Below are 15,798 nucleotides of genomic sequence, written 5' to 3' on the forward strand. Positions count from 1 at the left end.
GCGGGCCGGCCAGGCCGGATCCGGGCCGGGCGCCAGCAGCAGCGCGAAGTCGGCGGGCGACGCCGCCGCGGCGATCCGCCGCCCGCGCACGGTGGCGCCGCCGGGCAACGTCAGCAGGCCGGTCCGGTCCGTCCACGGCCGCGTCGCGTCCACCCGGTCATTGTGCGGCCACGGCGGGCCGCGCGGACACGAGGGTGCCCGCCGGATTCCGGCGGGCACCCTCAGGATCGGTCCGGGCCCTGCCCGGCGCGTCTCAGGTCAGCGGGAACCGATCCCGAAGCGACCGCGCCGGCGCCACGCCAGGGAGAGCAGCACCAGCACCGCGCCGGCGCCGGCCAGGCCGCCACCGAGCTTCAGCGGCGTGCCGATGCTGTCACCGGTCACCGGCAGGTGGCCGCCGCCCGGCCGGTCCGGCCGCGGCGGGAGGACGATGCCCGTGGCGCTGTCCTCTCGCGTCCCCTGGATGGCGGTGAAGACGTGCCGCCCGGTCCGGGAGGGCTTGTAGGTGACGGTGAAGCTGCCGTCGCCGGCCGCCGTCACGGTGAACGTGGTCGGCGCCGGCTGCGGCTGCTGGTAGGCCACCGCACTCATCGCAACGGTGCTGCCGTCGCTCCGGCGGACCGACCCCTGGGCGGGTGCCGCGTTGGGGTTGCCGCTGATCGACACGTTGATCGTGACCGTTCCGGGCTCGAAGCCCCTGCCCTCCAGGGTGAAGGTCCCGCCGAGACGGATGGTCGTTGGTGTGACGGTCAGCGACGCCTCGCCCGGCGGGTACACGGGTGGCTGCGGCTGTGCCGCGCCGGCCGCCGTCGGCACGGCCGCCACGGCCAGGCCGACCGTGAGCGCCATGAAGATGCGGGATAGCCGCATGATGGATTCCCTCCTACTGATCACAGCTTGGTGCGGAAACAACTTGGGTGGTCCATGGGGTGACGGTGGGTGTGAGCACCAGCTCGGCCGTGCCGGCGCTCGTCTTGCCGGTGAGCAGGGTGACGTCGAGGGTCCGGGTACGCCCCGGCTTGACCTCCACGTTCGCCACGGTCACCTGGCGACTACCGGCGGTCCCGCTGCCCATCGGGGCGTCCCGGCCGTCCAGCCGGCCGCCGAGCACCGCCCCTCCGGTCGGGCTGTACACCGACACCAGGGTGCGGGCGGTGTACGGATCGCCGGAGAGCGCGAGGCCGGTGACCGACTCGGCCAGGCCCGACCGCGGGGCGGTGGAGTGGACCGTGACCCGTAGCCGCAGCTCCCGGCGCCCGTCGGGCTGGCAGTCGCCGACCGTCACGGTTGCCGAGAACCTCAGGTAGTAGCCGAGCTTCGCGCCGCTGCCGTCGTTGAGGAACACGCCGACCGCGGGCACGGTGTCCTTCTCGCGGAGCTTCCCGGCCAACCGGCTGTCGCCGAGGACGCGCTGTTCCGCAGGATGGTCACTCCAGAACAATATCCGGCGTTCCGTAATAGAACGGTTGAAAACGGTCAGAAGAGCCCGGGGATTTACCGCCTTGGTGAAGAGCGCGTCGAACACCGCGGACGCCGCCTGCGCGAAGTAGGTGTCCTGCGCCTTGGTGTCGAGCGTCCGGTAGGTGTCGCTGAGCAGGGTCCGGACCACGCTGCTGCCGGCCAGGCTCGGCCGGCCCGGCACGGTGACCGGCCCCAGCACGCCCAGCAGGTACGACAGCACCAGCGGATCCACGGCCAGCACCCCGTCCACCGCCGTGCCGGTGCGCCGGCGCACCATCTCGCGGTAGAGCGCCGCCGCGGTCGGGAAGTCCGGGCTGAGGTTGACGTCCGCCGGGTACGTCCCGGGCAGGTCCTTCCAGAGGCGCCGCATCTCCTCGCTCACGGGCAGCGGCGGCGTGAACGACCGCAGGGTGCTCGCGCTGTTCTGGCCGGACATCCGGATCCGGCCGTTCTCGGCCCGCACCACCGCGTAGGCGCCGAACATGCCGCCGGTCGCGCGCAGCTCGGCCGGATTCTGGGAGACGAGCAGGTAGCTGCGGGGACCGTCGGCGCCGAGCAGCGCCGGCAGCAACCGGGCGCCCTGGTCCGCAGCGGCGGTGAGCTCCCCGAGCCGGTCCAGTTCGGTCCGCAACCCGGCGACGGCCTCCCGGACCTGCCCGACCAGGTCGTCGGTGGACACCGCCCGCAGGCGCTCACCGGTCTGCCGCACCGCCCGGTCGGCGGTGGAGAGCTCGGCCGAGGCACCACGCAGCCGCCCCAGGTCGAGCTTTCCCTCCTTCGGCACCAGCGAGGCGAGGTCGACCCGGAGCAGGGTCGGGAAGGCGAGCCGGGCCAGATCGTCCACGGCCACCGCGATCTGACGCACGGCGGCCAGGTCGTCGCCCGCGTACGGGGCCTGCTGGCCGAGCCACCAACCCGGGTCGCCGGTGGCGCCGCGGGCGGCGGCGGCCTGCTCCTGCAGCGCGGCGAGGGTGCGCTGGGCCCGGGCCCCGTCGCCCCCGACCACCTGCGTGCTGAGCTCCTGGGCCAGCCCGGCCGCGTTGAGCAGGTGCGCCCTGGCCTGCCAGCCGCGGAACCCGACCCACCCACCGGCGGCCAGCAGCACCGAGACGACGACCAGCCCGACGAGCAGGACCCGGCGCACCCGGGCCCGGCTGCGGCGCCGGGAGCGCCGCCGGCGGGCCGGCCCACCGCTTTCCGTCACACCACTCTCCCCGGGATCGAAATCGGACACCAATGACGTTTGATCGCTTTCTAGCACGAAATTCCACGAGTTCGTGGCGTAATGGTGCGCTATGCCACCGCGTGGCGGTTTCGTGAGGATCGCTCCGGTCAGCGGCGGGTGCCGGCAGCGCGTACCGAGACCTCGTGCAGCAGCCGCTCGATCCGGTCGACGCCGGCCCGCAGCGACATCTCCCGCAGGTAGGCGTCCCGCCCGCGGCGACCCATGTCCACCCGGGCCGGCGGTGGGATCGCCGAGGCGAGCCAGAACCGGTCCGCCAGCGCGGCCCAGTCCTCGGGCGGGCAGGACAGCCCGGCCCGGGCCCGTTCCACCAGCGCCACCGTGTCACCGCCGGCCGAGGCGACCACCGGCGCGGCGCAGGAGAGCGCGGCCTGGAGCTTGCCGGGCACCATGCCCCGCAGCTCCGGCAGGTCACGCAGCATGACGAGCTGGTAGTCGGCCGCCGCGTACAGCTCCGGCATGTCCAACGGGGACCGCCGGTCGACGAACCGGACGTTGTCGGCCCGGAGCTCGGCGGCGAGCCCCCGCACCCGCCGCTCCTCGGCGCCCGAGCCGACCAGGACCAGGTCCATCCGGTCGTCCAGCGTGGCCACCGCGCGCACCGCGGTCTCCAGCCCCTGCCGTACGCCGATCGTCCCGGCGTGCATCACCACGCAGCGGTCGTCCCGGCGGATCAGCCGCCGGGCCGCCCGGCTGGGCTCGGTCGGGCGGAAGATCCGCTCGTCGGTCCAGTTCAGCACCACCCGCACCCGGTCCGGGTCGGCGCCCCCGGCGACCACCAGGTCGCGCATGGAGGGTGCGGTGACCGCGACGGCGCCCGCCTCCTGGTAGATCCGGCGCAGGGTGGCGTCCAGCCGGCCGGACCACCGGCGGGCCTCCCCCGCCCGGGACGGCTCCTCCTCCGGCCAGACGTCCTGCACGTGCAGCACGGTCGGCACCCGGCCGAGCAGCCGCAGCAGGCCGGCCGCGGCGAAGGTGACCGCCGGGAGCTGGAAGACGTACAGGGCGTCGACGTCGCCGAGGTAGCGCCGGCCGGTCAGCGCCACGCTGCCGGCGAAGGAGAGCCAACTGGCCATCCGGGCACCGGCGGAGCCGTCACCGCCGGCGTACCGGGGCACCCGACGGACGGTCAGCCGCTCGCTGTGTGTCTGGTGCCGCCAGCGCTGCCGCCAGCCCGGGTAGACGTGCCCGCCGGGGTAGTCGGGGAAGCCGGTGAGCACCCGCACCTCGTGGCCGCGGGCGGCCAGCTCCTCGGCCAGGCTGCCCGGGATGAACGCGGGCTCCGGCGGGAAGTGGTACGACAGGATGCCGATCTTCATGGCCGCGCTCCCGGCGCGGCTTCCCGGCGCGCGGGCCCCGGCACCCCGTACGATGCCGGCATCCCCTCTGCGTCCGGCCGCGGCCGCCGGAACACCGCCGTCGCGGCGCCGCGTCCCGCGACCGTGCCGACGAGAGGGGTGCAGATGGTCGACGGGGTGCTCTTCGTCTGCCACGCCAACATGTGCCGGTCACCGATGGCGGAGTTCATCGCCCGCCGGCTGCTGCGCGACCTGCCGGTCGCGGTGGCGAGCGCGGGCACCGACGCCCTGGACGGGGCGGCCATGCACCCGTACGCGGTCGAAGTGGCCGCCGGGACCGGGGCGGACCCGGCGGCGTTCCGCACCCGCCGGCTCCGCCCCGAACACCTGACCCGGGCCGGCCTCGTGCTGACCGCGACCCGGCGGCAGCGCTCGATCTGCACCGCACTGGCCCCGGCCGCGCTGCCCCGGACCTTCACACTCCGCCAGTTCGCCCGGCTGGCCGCCGCCGCGGCCGAGGCGACCGAGCCGGCCGCCCCGCGCGAGGATTCCCCGCTGCGGGCGGCGGTGGCGGTGGCCGCCCGCGCCCGGGGGCGGCTGCAACCCGCCACCCCCGACGCGGACGACCTCCACGATCCGATCGGCGGCTCTCCCGCCGACTTCCGGCGCTGCGCCGAGGAGATCGAGCGGTCGATCCGACCGGTGCTCGCGCTCATCGGGACAGCCGGGTGAGTTCCTGGGTGTGGTCGCCCACGGTGGCCGGCTCCCCCCGCCGGGCCGCTCCGGCCCGGTCGGCGGGCACGGACGGCCCGGCGGCCGGCACGACCACCCGGTACGCCTCGTACTGGTAGGCGTCCGCCTTGGCCACCTTGGCCATGTTCAGCACGCAGCCGAGCAGGCGCACGGACACCGAGTGCAGCGCGTGGGCCGCGGCCGCCACCTGGCTGCGCGAGGTCCGCCCCTGCTGGGTGACCAGGAGCGCGCCGTCGGCCTGCACGGCCACCACGACGCCGTCGGTGACCGCGAGCAGCGGAGCGGTGTCGATGATCACGATGTCCGCCGACTCGCGCAGCGCCACCAGCAGGTCCGCCATCGCCTTGGAGCCGAGCAGCTCGCTGGGGTTGGGCGGGGTGGCGCCGCTGGGCAGCACCAGCAGCGACTTGTCGCCCCACCGCTGCACCACGTCGCCGACCTGGACGTCGCCGACCAGCACGTCGGTGAGCCCGACCCCGCCGTCCAGGCCGAGGTAGTCGGCGACCTTGGGACGGCGCAGGTCGGCGTCGATGAGCAGCACCCGCCAGCCCGCCTCGGCCAGCGCGATGGCCGTGTTGCAGGCCATGGTGGTCTTCCCCTCGCCCTGCAGGGCGCTGGTGACCGCGATGACCCGGGCCGGCTCGTGCACGTCGACGAAGCGCAGGTTGGTCCGGAGCTTGCGGACCGCCTCGGCGCGCCGCGAGTTGGCCGCCTCGCCGACGATCAGCGGGGCCGCCTTGGCGCCGGACTCGAACGGGATTTCGCCCAGCAGCGGGCTGCCGGTCACCCGCTGGAGCGCGGCGGCGTCCCGCATCCGGACGTCGGCCAGCCCGCGCAGCACGGCCAGCCCCGCCCCGAGCAGCAGCCCCAGCAGGCCGCCGATGACCAGGTTCCGCACCGGCTGCGGCGACACCGGGCTGGAGGTCACCCGGGGACCGCTGACCACCTCGAGCTTGATCGTTGCCTTGCCGTCCGGTGGGGTCTCCACCTTCTGCACCAGCTCGATGAACTTGGCCGAGAGCGTCTCGGTGGTCTTCAGCGCCCGGGTCTGGTCGGTGTCGGTGACGGTGGCCTTCAGCAGCACGGTGCCGGCCTCGGTGGAGGTGGTGATCCGGCGCTGCACCTGGTCGGCGGTGAGCCCCAGCGGGGCCTCGGCGACCACGCTCTGCGCCAGCCGGTCGCTGGTGAGCAGGTCACCGTAGGACTTCACCCGCTGCTGGAGGAAGAGGCTGCCCTGGTAGGCGTCGGTGACGCCCTGGCTCGGCGTGGTGACGAAGAAGGTCACCGAGGCCTCGTAACGGGGCGCCGTCCGGACGGTCACCAGAGCGGCGGCGCCCAGGGCGACCATCACCGTGACCAGCACGATCCACCAGTGGCGTCGGACCAGGCGCAGGTAGCCGAGAACGTCCATCACGCTCCCCCTCGCGACACGCCGGTCTGCCGATGAAACTGCACGAAAGCCCCCTAAAAACCCCAGTACCCATGCCAGGATTGAAAACGCCTATACATGACGGTAAGTGACTCGACGAATGTAAACGATCAGAACCGCACAGACGGTCTAAATCCTTCCATTCCCGGATCGGACGCAGAGGGCAACCCATGGATCGTGAAGCCACCGCCGCCGAAGACGCCGTACGACCACGGGGGCGGGTCACCCGCCGGGTGGCCACCCTCTCCCTGTTAACGCTGGACACGGCCGCGTGGTGCGGCGGATTTCTCGGCGCGGCCTGGACCCGGTACGAGTTCGCGCTGACCGTCGGCGCCGCCGCCCGGGTACTCACCGTGGCGCTCGGCTGCGCCGCGGTGTACGCGGTGCTCACCCTGGTGCGGCTGCGGACGCACGGCCGGCACCCCATCGGCAGCGCCGGGGAGGCCCGCGGGCTGGCCGGCAAGGCCGCGATCGCCACGCTGGCCACGCTCGCCGGCGTGCTGCCGTGGGCGGACCGGCCGGTGCCGGCCAGCACCCCGCTGCTCGGCGGCGCGGTCGCGCTCGTGCTGATGGCGGCGGCCCGGGGCGTCTGGCGGGCCCGCCAGGACCGGCACCACCGGCCGGTGCCCGACGCCGAGCGGTGCCTGGTCTACGGGGTGGACGCCGCCAGCGAGCGGCTGGTCCGGGCGCTGCTGCGCGACCCGCAGAGCCGCTACCGGCCGGTCGGCCTGCTCGACGACGACCCGGAGAGCCGGGGGCTGCGCCTGGAGGGACTGCGGATGCTCGGCGGCCGGGAGCAGATCGGCGCGGCGGTGCGCGGCACCGGAGCGCGCACGGTCATCTTCTCGATGAGCGGCTCCGAGCCGCGGCTGCTGCGCGACGTGCGCGCCCGGACCCTCGAGGCCGGCGCCGCGTTCAAGGTGCTGCCCCCCGTCCGCGAGCTGCTCGACCGCCCGGTCGCGGTGAGCGACGTGCGGGACCTGCAGCTCAACGACCTGCTCGGCCGGGCGCAGCGGGTGGCCGAGCTGGCCGTCGAACGCGGCGGGCTGGCCGGCCGCCGGGTGCTGGTCACCGGCGCGGGCGGCTCGATCGGCTCGGAGCTGTGCCGGCAGATCGCCCGCTGCGAGCCCGGTGAGCTGATGATGCTCGACCGCGACGAGTCCGCGCTGCACGCCCTGCAGATGTCGCTGCACGGCCGGGCCCTTCTGGACGGCCCGGAGCTGATCCTGGCCGACATCCGGGATGCCGAGGGCATCGCCCGGGTGATCGCCGACCGGCAGCCCGACGTGGTGTTCCACGCCGCCGCCCTCAAGCACCTCACCATGCTCCAGCGGCACCCCGGCGAGGCCATCAAGACCAACATCTGGGGCACCCTCAACGTGCTGGAGGCGTGCCGGGACGTCGCCGAGTTCGTCAACATCTCCACCGACAAGGCGGCCAACCCGACCAGCGTGCTGGGCTACTCGAAGCGGATCACCGAGCGGCTCACCGCGTACCACGCGGAGCGGCTCGGCGGGGCCTACCTGAGCGTGCGGTTCGGCAACGTGCTGAGCAGCCGGGGATCGGTGCTGACCGCGTTCCAGGCGCAGATCCGGGCCGGGGTGCCGATCACCGTCACGCACCCGGACGTCACCCGCTACTTCATGACCGTGCAGGAGGCGGTGCACCTCGTCCTCCAGGCGGCCGTCGTCGGCCGTGGTGGCGAGGCACTGGTGCTCGACATGGGCGAGCCGGTCCGGATCGCGGACGTGGCGCGCCGGCTGGCCGCCGAGGCGGACCGCCCGGTCGACATCGTCTACACCGGGCTGCGGCCGGGCGAGAAGCTGCACGAGCACCTGTTCGGCGCCGACGAGGCGGACAGCCGTCCGTTGCACCCGCTGATCTCGCACGTCCGGGTGCCCGCGCTCGACCCCGACGAGGTGCGGGGCCTGGACCCGTACGCCGACCCGGACGAGCTGATCAAGCGGCTGGCCGCGCTCTGCGAGACGGCCGACGCGTCGCTGCCGGTGCTGCCCGGGCAGCGCTGACAGCCCCGTGCGGTGGGACGCTCCGCCCAACGGGTGAGAGGAGCGTCCCACCCGCTCCAGTCGCCGCGGGCCGCCCGGGCGGATAGGGTCGGAGGCGGTGTGCCGGGAAGGCTGGTCGGCGTTTTTTTCGCCGACCCCTGCTCCCGGAACGGACACCGCATGACCGACCCCACCCGGCAATACCCTCGCCTGCTGTCCCGCCGGTCCTGGCCGGAAGCCCGGTTCCTGGCCGATGTCCTGCGCACCGAGACGGTCGGCGGCGGGCTGCTGCTGCTCGGCGCGGTCATCGCGCTCATCTGGGCCAACTCTCCCTGGCGGTCGGCGTACGCGGAACTGGGCAACTGGGTGCCCTGGCCCGGCGGCGCGGCACTGCACCTGGACCTGAACCTGGCCACCTGGGCCGGCGACGGCCTGCTGGCGATCTTCTTCTTCGTGGTCGGCCTGGAGCTCAAGCGGGAGTTCGTGGCCGGCGACCTGCGCGACCCCCGGCGGGCGGCGCTGCCGGTGGTGGCCGCGATGGGCGGCATGGTCGTGCCCGCGCTGGTCTACCTCGCGGTGACGCTCAGCGCCGGCGGGGCGGGACTGCGCGGCTGGGCGATCCCCACCGCCACCGACATCGCCTTCGCGCTCGCCGTGCTCGCCGTGGTGAGCTCGCACCTCCCGCAGGGGCTGCGGGCCTTCCTGCTCACCCTCGCGGTGGTCGACGACCTCTTCGCGATCATCATCATCGCGGTCTTCTACACCGCCGACTTCCACCCGTTGCCGCTGCTCGCCGCGGTGCTGCCGATCGCCGCCTTCGCCCTGCTGGTGCAGCGTCGGCGGACCTGGTGGTGGGCGCTGATCCCGCTCGCGGTGACCGCCTGGACGCTGGTGCACGCCTCCGGCGTGCACGCCACGGTGGCCGGGGTGCTGCTCGGCTTCACCGTGCCCGTGCTCGCCACCCGGGGCCGCGGGCCGGGGCTGGCCGAGCGGCTGGAGCACCGGTGGCGGCCCGTCTCGGCGGGCCTCGCGGTGCCGGTCTTCGCGTTCTTCGCCGCCGGGGTGACCCTGGTCGACGTCGACCTGGCCGGGATCCTCACCGACCCGGTGGTGCTCGGGGTGGCCGCCGGGCTGGTGCTCGGCAAGGCGGTCGGGGTGTTCGGCTCCACGTTCCTGCTCGCCCGGTTCACCCGCGCGGAACTCGACGAGGAGATCACCTGGGCCGACCTGGCCGGGCTGGCCCTGCTGGCCGGCATCGGCTTCACCGTCTCGCTGCTCATCGGCGAACTGGCGTTCGGGCCGGGCAGCCCCGAGGACGAGCGGGTGAAGGCCGCCGTGCTGCTCGGGTCGCTGCTCTCGGCCGGGCTGGCCACGGCGGTGCTGGTCCGGCGCAACCGGGTCTACCGGCGGATCAGCGAGCGGGAGAGCCGGGACTCCGACGGCGACGGCGTCCCGGACGTCTACCAGGAGCGGCCGGCCTAGCCCGCGCGCCGGCCGCCGAGGCGGCCGGCGCGCGTCAGTTCAGCGGGGGCGGTCGGCCGGGTGCTCCTCGCCGCGCTCCTCGGTCTCCTCCTCCAGCGCGTCCGCGACCGGCTCGGTGAGGTCGTCGCCCGGAACCACGATCTCCTCGATCCGGTCCTGCTCGTCGGAGCGCCCGCCGGGCGGCGGCTCCGGAGCGGTGGCGTCGCCGGCGAAGCCGTACTCGTTGGGCTCGTCGTGCCTGCTCATGCGCGGGACCTCCCGGTCATCGGGTTTCCTCTCCTGGCTCACGCTAGGCGGTGGTCGTCACCCGCCGCAGCGTCGCCCGGATGTTCATACCCAGGGGACCCGGCCCTCGATCATCCGCGGCCGGTTCCGCCGTCGACGCGCCCGGCGGAACCGGCCGGCGGGCTCAGGTCAGCTCGGCGACCGCCTCGAGGACCAGCCAGAGACCGGAGATGGCGAAGAGCACGGCCGCGCCGTACCGGATGGCCTTCTCCGGCAGGTGCCGGCCGAGCAGGCGGCCCACCAGGATCGCCAGGGCGTCGGCGGCGACCATGCCCAGGGTCGAGCCCAGCCAGGTGCCGAACCAGCCGTACTTGGTGGCCAGGGTGATGGTGGCCAGCATGGTCTTGTCGCCCAGTTCGGCCAGGAAGAACGCCACACCGACGGTGATGATCGCGTTGCGGCTGCTCTTCTCCGCCTTGCGCTTCTCCTCCTCGGTCAGCTTGTCACCGCGCAGCGTCCAGGCGCCGAAGCCGAGGAACGCCAGACCGGCGATGAGCGAGATCCAGCTGGTGGGCAGCGCGGCGTGGAGGCCGTACCCGATGGCGACCGAGGCCAGGTGCACGACAGCGGTGGCGACCGTGATGCCGATGAGCACCGGCACGGGCTTGAACCGGGTGGCGAACGTCAGGGCCATGAGCTGGGACTTGTCGCCCAGCTCGGCGACGAAGATGACGCCGAAGCTGATCACCAGCGCGACGAGGAAACCGTCCATGTGAACCTTCCCGATCAAGCCGGGAGGAGGTACGGGGCGCCCTCGACCCGGCTGCGACAGCCTGAGTCGAAGGTCTCGCCCGCCCCGGTGACCGGGGCCGCGTGGCCGGATGCGGAACGCACCAGTATGTCGACCACGACATTGGGGGCTACTCCCCTTCGCGCCGCCCAGCCTAGCCGATCATCACGGGGCGGGCCGCCGCGGGTGAACAGGCTCACCCGCGGCGCCCCCGGCGGCTCAGTCGGCACGGGCCAGGCTGACCCCGAAGAGCCCGTCCGGATCGGTCCAGAACTCCTGCCGGACGAACCCGGCCGCGGCCAGTTCCCGGGCGATCCCCTCGGGGCGGAACTTGGCCGAGACCTCGGTCCGCAGCTCCTCGCCGGCGGCGAACTCGACCTCCAGGTCGAGCACGTGGACCCGGGCCGGGTGCTCGGCGCGCAGCCGCATCTCGATCCACTCGTGCTCCGGATCCCAGACCGCCACGTGCCGGAACGCCGCCGGGTCGAAGTCCGCCCCCAGCTCCCGGTTGATCACCCGGAGCACGTTGCGGTTGAACTCGGCGGTCACCCCGGCCGCGTCGTCGTAGGCGGGGACGATCACCGACGGGTCCTTCACCAGGTCGGTGCCGATCAGCAGCCAGTCGCCGCACTCCAGCGCCGCGCGCGTCGCGGTGAGGAACTCCGCCCGTTCCGCCGGCAGCAGGTTGCCGATGGTCCCGCCGAGGAACAGGACCAGCCGCCGGCCGCCGGTGGGCAGCCGGTCCAGGTGCCGGGTGAAGTCGCCGACGATGCCTCGCACCCGCAGGCCCGGGTACGCGGCGGCGATCTGCTCGGTGGAATGGCGCAGCGCACTGACCGAGACGTCCAGCGGGACGAAGGTGCCCAGGTCGCCGTGGCGGGTGAAGGCGTCCAGCAGCAGCCGGGTCTTCTCCGACGACCCGGAGCCCAGCTCGATGAGGGTCTTCGCGCCGGTCAACGCGGCGATGTCGTCGGCGTGCGCGGCCAGCACCGCCCGCTCGGCCCGGGTCGGGTAGTACTCCGGCAGCCGGGTGATCTCCTCGAAGAGCGCACTGCCGCGGGCGTCGTAGAACCACTTCGGTGGCAGCCACTTCGGCGTCGCCGTCAGCCCGGCCCGCACGTCCTCCCGCAGGCCGCGGCCGAGGTCCTGCTCCTCCAGGTGGATCTCCAGTGGCTCCGCGCTCATCAGCAGTCCTTCCTGTTCCTACCGGTGTGGGAAATGGGTTCAGGCGACCGTCAGCTCCCGGCTGTCCAGCCTCTCGGCGGTGGCCACCACCAGCCGGCCGTCCGGCACCGCCCGCCAGCCGGGGTCGTCGTCGAAGGGCTCGGAGGCCAGCAGCACCGAGTCCGGGGTACGCCGCACCGACAGCGCGTGCCCGGCCACGCTGGCCGCCACCGTCGCCCCGTCGGTGAGCAGCAGGTTCAGCCGGGAGCCCGGGGCGGCGGCGGAAACCGCCGCGACGGTCCCGGCCAGCGCGTCGCCGGGCGCCGCGCCGGCCCGCAGCCGGTGCCGTACCAGCGCCCAGAGCAGCGCCGAGTCGCTCGGCACCTCCAGGGTCAGCAGGTCACGGACGGGCAGCCCGGCGGCGAGCGGCACCAGGCTGTCCGGCCAGCCCCGGACCACGCCGTTGTGGCTGAACAGCCAGCGCCCCTCGGCGAACGGCGCGGCCGCCGTCTCGTGCAGCGGCATGCCGACCGTGGCGGACCGGACGGCGGCCAGCACCGCGCCCGCGACCGTCACGGCGGCCAGCTCCGGCAGGGTGGTGTCGCTCCACATCGGCTGGGCCCGCCGGTAGCGGACCGGGTCACCGTCGCCCGGGTACCAGCCGACCCCGAAGCCGTCGGCGTTGATGGTGCCGCCGCCGCGCATGTCGCGCGGCGCCCAGGACTGCCGCAACAGCCCGTACGGCGGGTCGAAGAGCAGGCTGCTCAGGCTGACCGGCGGACCGAGGTACGCCAGGTGACGGCACATCAGGCGGCACCACCGATCACGCGTGCGACTCCTCTGGCCGGGCGTCGCGGGCGCAGCGGAAACCGCTGAAGATCTGCCGCCGGATCGGGTAGTCCCAGTTGCGGAAGGTGCCCCGGCAGGCCGACCGGTCGGTGCCGAACGAGCCGCCGCGCAGCACCCGGTGGTCGTCGCCGAAGAAGACCTCCGAGTATTCCCGGTAGGGGAACGCCACGAAGCCCGGGTGGCCCCGGAAGGCCGTCGAGGTCCACTCCCAGACGTCGCCGATGAGCTGGTGCACGCCGAGCGGGGAGGCGCCGTCCGGGTAGGCGCCGACCGGGGCCGGCCACAGGTGTCGCTGCCCGAGGTTCGCGTGCGCGCCGGTCGGGTCCGCGTCGCCCCACGGGTAGCGGCGGGACCGGCCGGTCGCCGGGTCCCAGCGGGCCGCCTTCTCCCACTCCGCCTCGGTGGGCAGCCGCTTGCCGGCCCAGGCCGCGTACGCCGCCGCCTCGTGGAAGCAGACGTGTACCACCGGCTCGTCGTCGCGCACCGGCGACCAGCGGCCGAACCGGCGGTACGCCCAGCCGTCGCCGTCACGCCGCCAGTGCAGCGGGGCACTCAACCCGGCCTCGATCCGGTGCCGCCAGCCGGCCTCGCTCCACCAGCGCGGCTCGTCGTAGCCGCCGTCGGCGATGAAGGCGCGGTACTGCCCGTTGGTGACCGGCGCCGCGTCGATGGCGTAGGCCGGCAGGTCGACGGTGTGCGCGGGGCGCTCGTTGTCCAGCGCCCACGGGTCGGTGGAGGTGCCCATGGTGAACGGCCCGGCCGGCACCAGCACCTCGCCGCCGACCCGGACCCGCGGCTCGGGCGGCGGCGGGGCGTCCAGCACCGGGGCACCGGCGCGCAGCTGGTGGGTGGCGAGCATGGTCTCGTCGTGCTGCTGCTCGTGCTGGACGATCATGCCGAAGGCGAAACCGTCCTCGACCAGCTTCCGGTCGGTGAACCGGATTCCGTCCAGCAGGTCGTACACCTTGTCCCGGACGGTGCGCACGTACTCCCGCGCCTCGGTCGGGGGCAGCAGCGGCAGCGCCGGGCGGTCCTTGCGGGGCTGCTTGAAGGCGTCGTACAGGTCGTCGATGTCGCGGCGCACCGGCTCGCGTCCGCCGACGTCGCGGACCAGCCACAGCTCCTCCTGGTTGCCGACGTGCGCCAGGTCCCAGACCAGCGGGGACATCAGCGTGGAGTGCTGCCGCACCAGGTCGTCGTCGTCCACCGCGTCGGTCAGCAGCGCGGTCCGGGCGCGGGTGCGCTCCAGCTCGGCCGCGATTCGGCTGCGCAACTGCTCGCCCTCCGTGGCCGGCCGGTCGGTCGTGGTCACCGGTGTCCCCTCTCCGCGGCGGCGCGGCGCCGCCGGATCGCTCGGCTCGTCTCGTCGTGGATCCCGGCCGGCAGGTCCAGCCGGGGCAGGGCCGCCAGGGCCAGGTCGAACAGGGCCGCCGCGGCGGTGGCCAGCGGTCGCTCGCTCAGCCCGTGCCGGGCCGCCGCGGACCAGCGGCCGGCGACCGGGGTCGCTACGGCCAGCGCGTCCCGGGTGGTGGCCGGGTCGGCGAGGAGCGCGGCGAGCACCGCCAGCGGCACGGTCCACTCCCGACCCGGCTGGGCGTCCAGGTAGCGGACCTCCAGGTAGCCGCGCGGACGGACCGGCGGAAAGAGTGTGCTGAGGTGGTATTCCAGGTCGTCGGTGCTCGGCGGGTGCGGCAGCGCCCCGGCCAGCCAGTCGGCGAAGGTGACGCCCGGGGGCGGGGTCCAGTCCGGACCGTCGCCGCGGACGCAGAGCAGCGGCGCGGCGAGTGCGTACTCGGTCCAGGCGGCGACCGGGTCGAGGTGGGCGCGGGCCGGTGACCAGACCGGTCGGGTGCGCGCGGGGTCGATGGCCAGCCAGGCGGCCATCCGGGTGGAGGCCCAGCCGGTACGCCGGCCGGCGTGCCGGTCGGCGGTGGCGAAGGCGGCCAGCAGCGGCGGCCCGACGGCGTGGACGGCGGCCCACCGTTCGGCAACCCGGTCCGGCTCGCCCGCGTCCAGGCAGACCTGGAGCCCGGCGGTGCTGTACATCATCGCCCGGCCGGCCGGGCCGTGCCGGTCGAAGACGCAGCGCATGGCCCGGTAGCGCGGGGTTTCCACGACCGGGCGCGGGGGGCGCCAGGGGTCCATGCCGGTGCGGCCCAGGACGAGGCCCGCGGCGTCCAGGAGGGCCCCCAACTCGGCGAGGTCGGCCTCGGTGGCCAGGATGAGCGCGGCGACCGAGGGTCGCGGCGCGGAGGAGATCTCCACCTGCCCGCCCGGCTCCACGGTCACGGTGCCACCGCGCCGGAGCCCGGCGGCCGGGCTGGTGGGGTCGATGGTGACGGGGCTGTGCCGTCCCAGCGCCCGGCGCAGTCGCTCGCGGTCGACCGGGCGGGTCGGGTCCGCGGCGTCGTGCACCGTCCATTCCAGCTCGACGCCGGTCAGGGTGGGTGGCCCGGTCTTGAAGCAGATCCTGGCCATGTGCCCTCGGGCGGCCGCTTCGTCCCGCAGGACGACGGTCCGATCCAGCTCCGGCGACATCACCAAGAGACGGCTCCTCTCCCCGGGTGGGCGACCACGCTGTCGGCCGGGCACCCCTGCCGTGCCGGCCGGGCGTCCCGCGGGTCCCACCATCTTCTGTCTAGCAGACGGAGCCCGCGCGCCCGAGGAGATGAATTTTTGTCCGGAATCCGGTTGCGAGCCGGACCGGCTCAGCGGCCGGGGGCGCTGGTCGGCTTTCCGGTCCGTGGGGTCGGGGCGGCCGGGGTGGATGGGGTCGCCCTGCGGGCATCGGCCGACGGCGTCGTCCTGCCGGTGTCGGCCGACGGCGTCGGCGCGGGCGTTGGTGACTTCTCCGGCACCAGGGCCAGGCAGTAGCTTTCGACCCGGTCGGCGCCACCGGCGGCGGTGACCAGGCCGGCGAACGCCGGGGTCTCCAGCGCCCGGGCCCGCTGCCGGTCGGACTTCGCCAGGTAGGCGCGGCACAGCCCGGCCAACTGTCCGGCGCTCGGCGGCCGGCCCGGTCCGCCCGACGCGCCGGGCGTCGGCGGGGTGGACGGGACGCCCCCGGTCGGGCCGGCGCTCCCGGATCCGGAGCTGGT

Annotated in this window: 13 protein-coding genes and 1 pseudogene; 3 read left to right on the forward strand and 11 right to left on the reverse strand. The window is 74.5% G+C overall.

The genetic code is table 11. The features are described from left to right. Positions 1-258 precede the first annotated feature (258 nt). The 3 genes from B0E53_RS21435 to B0E53_RS21445 form a co-directional block, all read right to left on the reverse strand. Entirely contained in the window at positions 259-870 is a 612-nt protein-coding gene (locus B0E53_RS21435) for a hypothetical protein (RefSeq protein ID WP_107077695.1), read from the reverse strand. A gap of 13 nt (positions 871-883) precedes the next feature. Next, positions 884-2,665, reverse strand: a complete 1,782-nt coding sequence (locus B0E53_RS21440; protein ID WP_107077696.1) for a DUF4012 domain-containing protein — start codon at positions 2,663-2,665, stop codon at positions 884-886. Positions 2,666-2,793: 128 nt separating this feature from the next. Beyond that, the gene (locus B0E53_RS21445) at positions 2,794-4,023 is read right to left on the reverse strand and encodes a glycosyltransferase family 4 protein (protein ID WP_107077697.1); all 1,230 of its coding nucleotides are present in this window, start codon (positions 4,021-4,023) and stop codon (positions 2,794-2,796) included. Between the two features lie 144 nt (positions 4,024-4,167). Between B0E53_RS21445 and B0E53_RS21450 the strand changes: the two genes are divergently transcribed. After that, entirely contained in the window at positions 4,168-4,734 is a 567-nt protein-coding gene (locus B0E53_RS21450; RefSeq protein WP_107077708.1) for a low molecular weight phosphatase family protein, read from the forward strand. Here the strand turns inward: B0E53_RS21450 and B0E53_RS21455 are convergent. Next, positions 4,715-6,166, reverse strand: a complete 1,452-nt coding sequence (locus tag B0E53_RS21455) for a polysaccharide biosynthesis tyrosine autokinase (RefSeq protein WP_107077698.1) — start codon at positions 6,164-6,166, stop codon at positions 4,715-4,717. The two genes, B0E53_RS21450 and B0E53_RS21455, sit on opposite strands and share 20 nt — an antisense overlap. A gap of 188 nt (positions 6,167-6,354) precedes the next feature. Here B0E53_RS21455 and B0E53_RS21460 point away from each other — a divergent pair, with 188 nt between their 5' ends. Next, the gene (locus tag B0E53_RS21460; RefSeq protein ID WP_107077699.1) at positions 6,355-8,211 is read left to right on the forward strand and encodes a polysaccharide biosynthesis protein; all 1,857 of its coding nucleotides are present in this window, start codon (positions 6,355-6,357) and stop codon (positions 8,209-8,211) included. 159 nt (positions 8,212-8,370) lie between these two features. Beyond that, complete coding sequence (gene nhaA / locus B0E53_RS21465) at positions 8,371-9,672, forward strand: Na+/H+ antiporter NhaA (RefSeq protein ID WP_107077700.1); 1,302 nt, start codon at positions 8,371-8,373, stop codon at positions 9,670-9,672. A gap of 39 nt (positions 9,673-9,711) precedes the next feature. Here the strand turns inward: nhaA and B0E53_RS21470 are convergent, their stop codons facing one another. From B0E53_RS21470 to B0E53_RS37745, 7 genes and pseudogenes are all read right to left on the reverse strand, one after another. Then, positions 9,712-9,918, reverse strand: coding sequence for a hypothetical protein (locus tag B0E53_RS21470; RefSeq protein ID WP_107077701.1), 207 nt, complete (start codon positions 9,916-9,918; stop codon positions 9,712-9,714). A 163-nt stretch (positions 9,919-10,081) separates the two neighbouring features. Beyond that, the gene (locus tag B0E53_RS21475; protein ID WP_107077702.1) at positions 10,082-10,669 is read right to left on the reverse strand and encodes a TMEM165/GDT1 family protein; all 588 of its coding nucleotides are present in this window, start codon (positions 10,667-10,669) and stop codon (positions 10,082-10,084) included. A 237-nt stretch (positions 10,670-10,906) separates the two neighbouring features. Further along, positions 10,907-11,872 (reverse strand): L-histidine N(alpha)-methyltransferase, encoded by a 966-nt coding sequence (gene egtD, locus B0E53_RS21480; protein ID WP_107077703.1) that lies wholly within the window; start codon positions 11,870-11,872, stop codon positions 10,907-10,909. A 39-nt stretch (positions 11,873-11,911) separates the two neighbouring features. Further along, positions 11,912-12,658, reverse strand: coding sequence for an ergothioneine biosynthesis protein EgtC (gene egtC / locus B0E53_RS21485; RefSeq protein WP_107077704.1), 747 nt, complete (start codon positions 12,656-12,658; stop codon positions 11,912-11,914). Between the two features lie 16 nt (positions 12,659-12,674). Then, positions 12,675-14,012 (reverse strand): ergothioneine biosynthesis protein EgtB, encoded by a 1,338-nt coding sequence (gene egtB / locus B0E53_RS21490; protein WP_107077705.1) that lies wholly within the window; start codon positions 14,010-14,012, stop codon positions 12,675-12,677. Beyond that, positions 14,009-15,244: an ergothioneine biosynthesis glutamate--cysteine ligase EgtA gene (egtA, locus tag B0E53_RS21495; RefSeq protein ID WP_107077706.1), complete on the reverse strand. Its 1,236-nt coding sequence runs from the start codon at positions 15,242-15,244 to the stop codon at positions 14,009-14,011. The genes egtB and egtA overlap by 4 nt, the downstream gene beginning before the upstream one ends. Before the next feature lie 164 nt (positions 15,245-15,408). Next, a pseudogene (locus tag B0E53_RS37745) lies at positions 15,409-15,798 on the reverse strand (hypothetical protein); the annotation flags it as partial.

Origin of the sequence: Micromonospora sp. MH33 (genome assembly GCF_003013775.1) — a bacterium.
Lineage (GTDB): Bacteria > Actinomycetota > Actinomycetes > Mycobacteriales > Micromonosporaceae > Micromonospora > Micromonospora fulviviridis.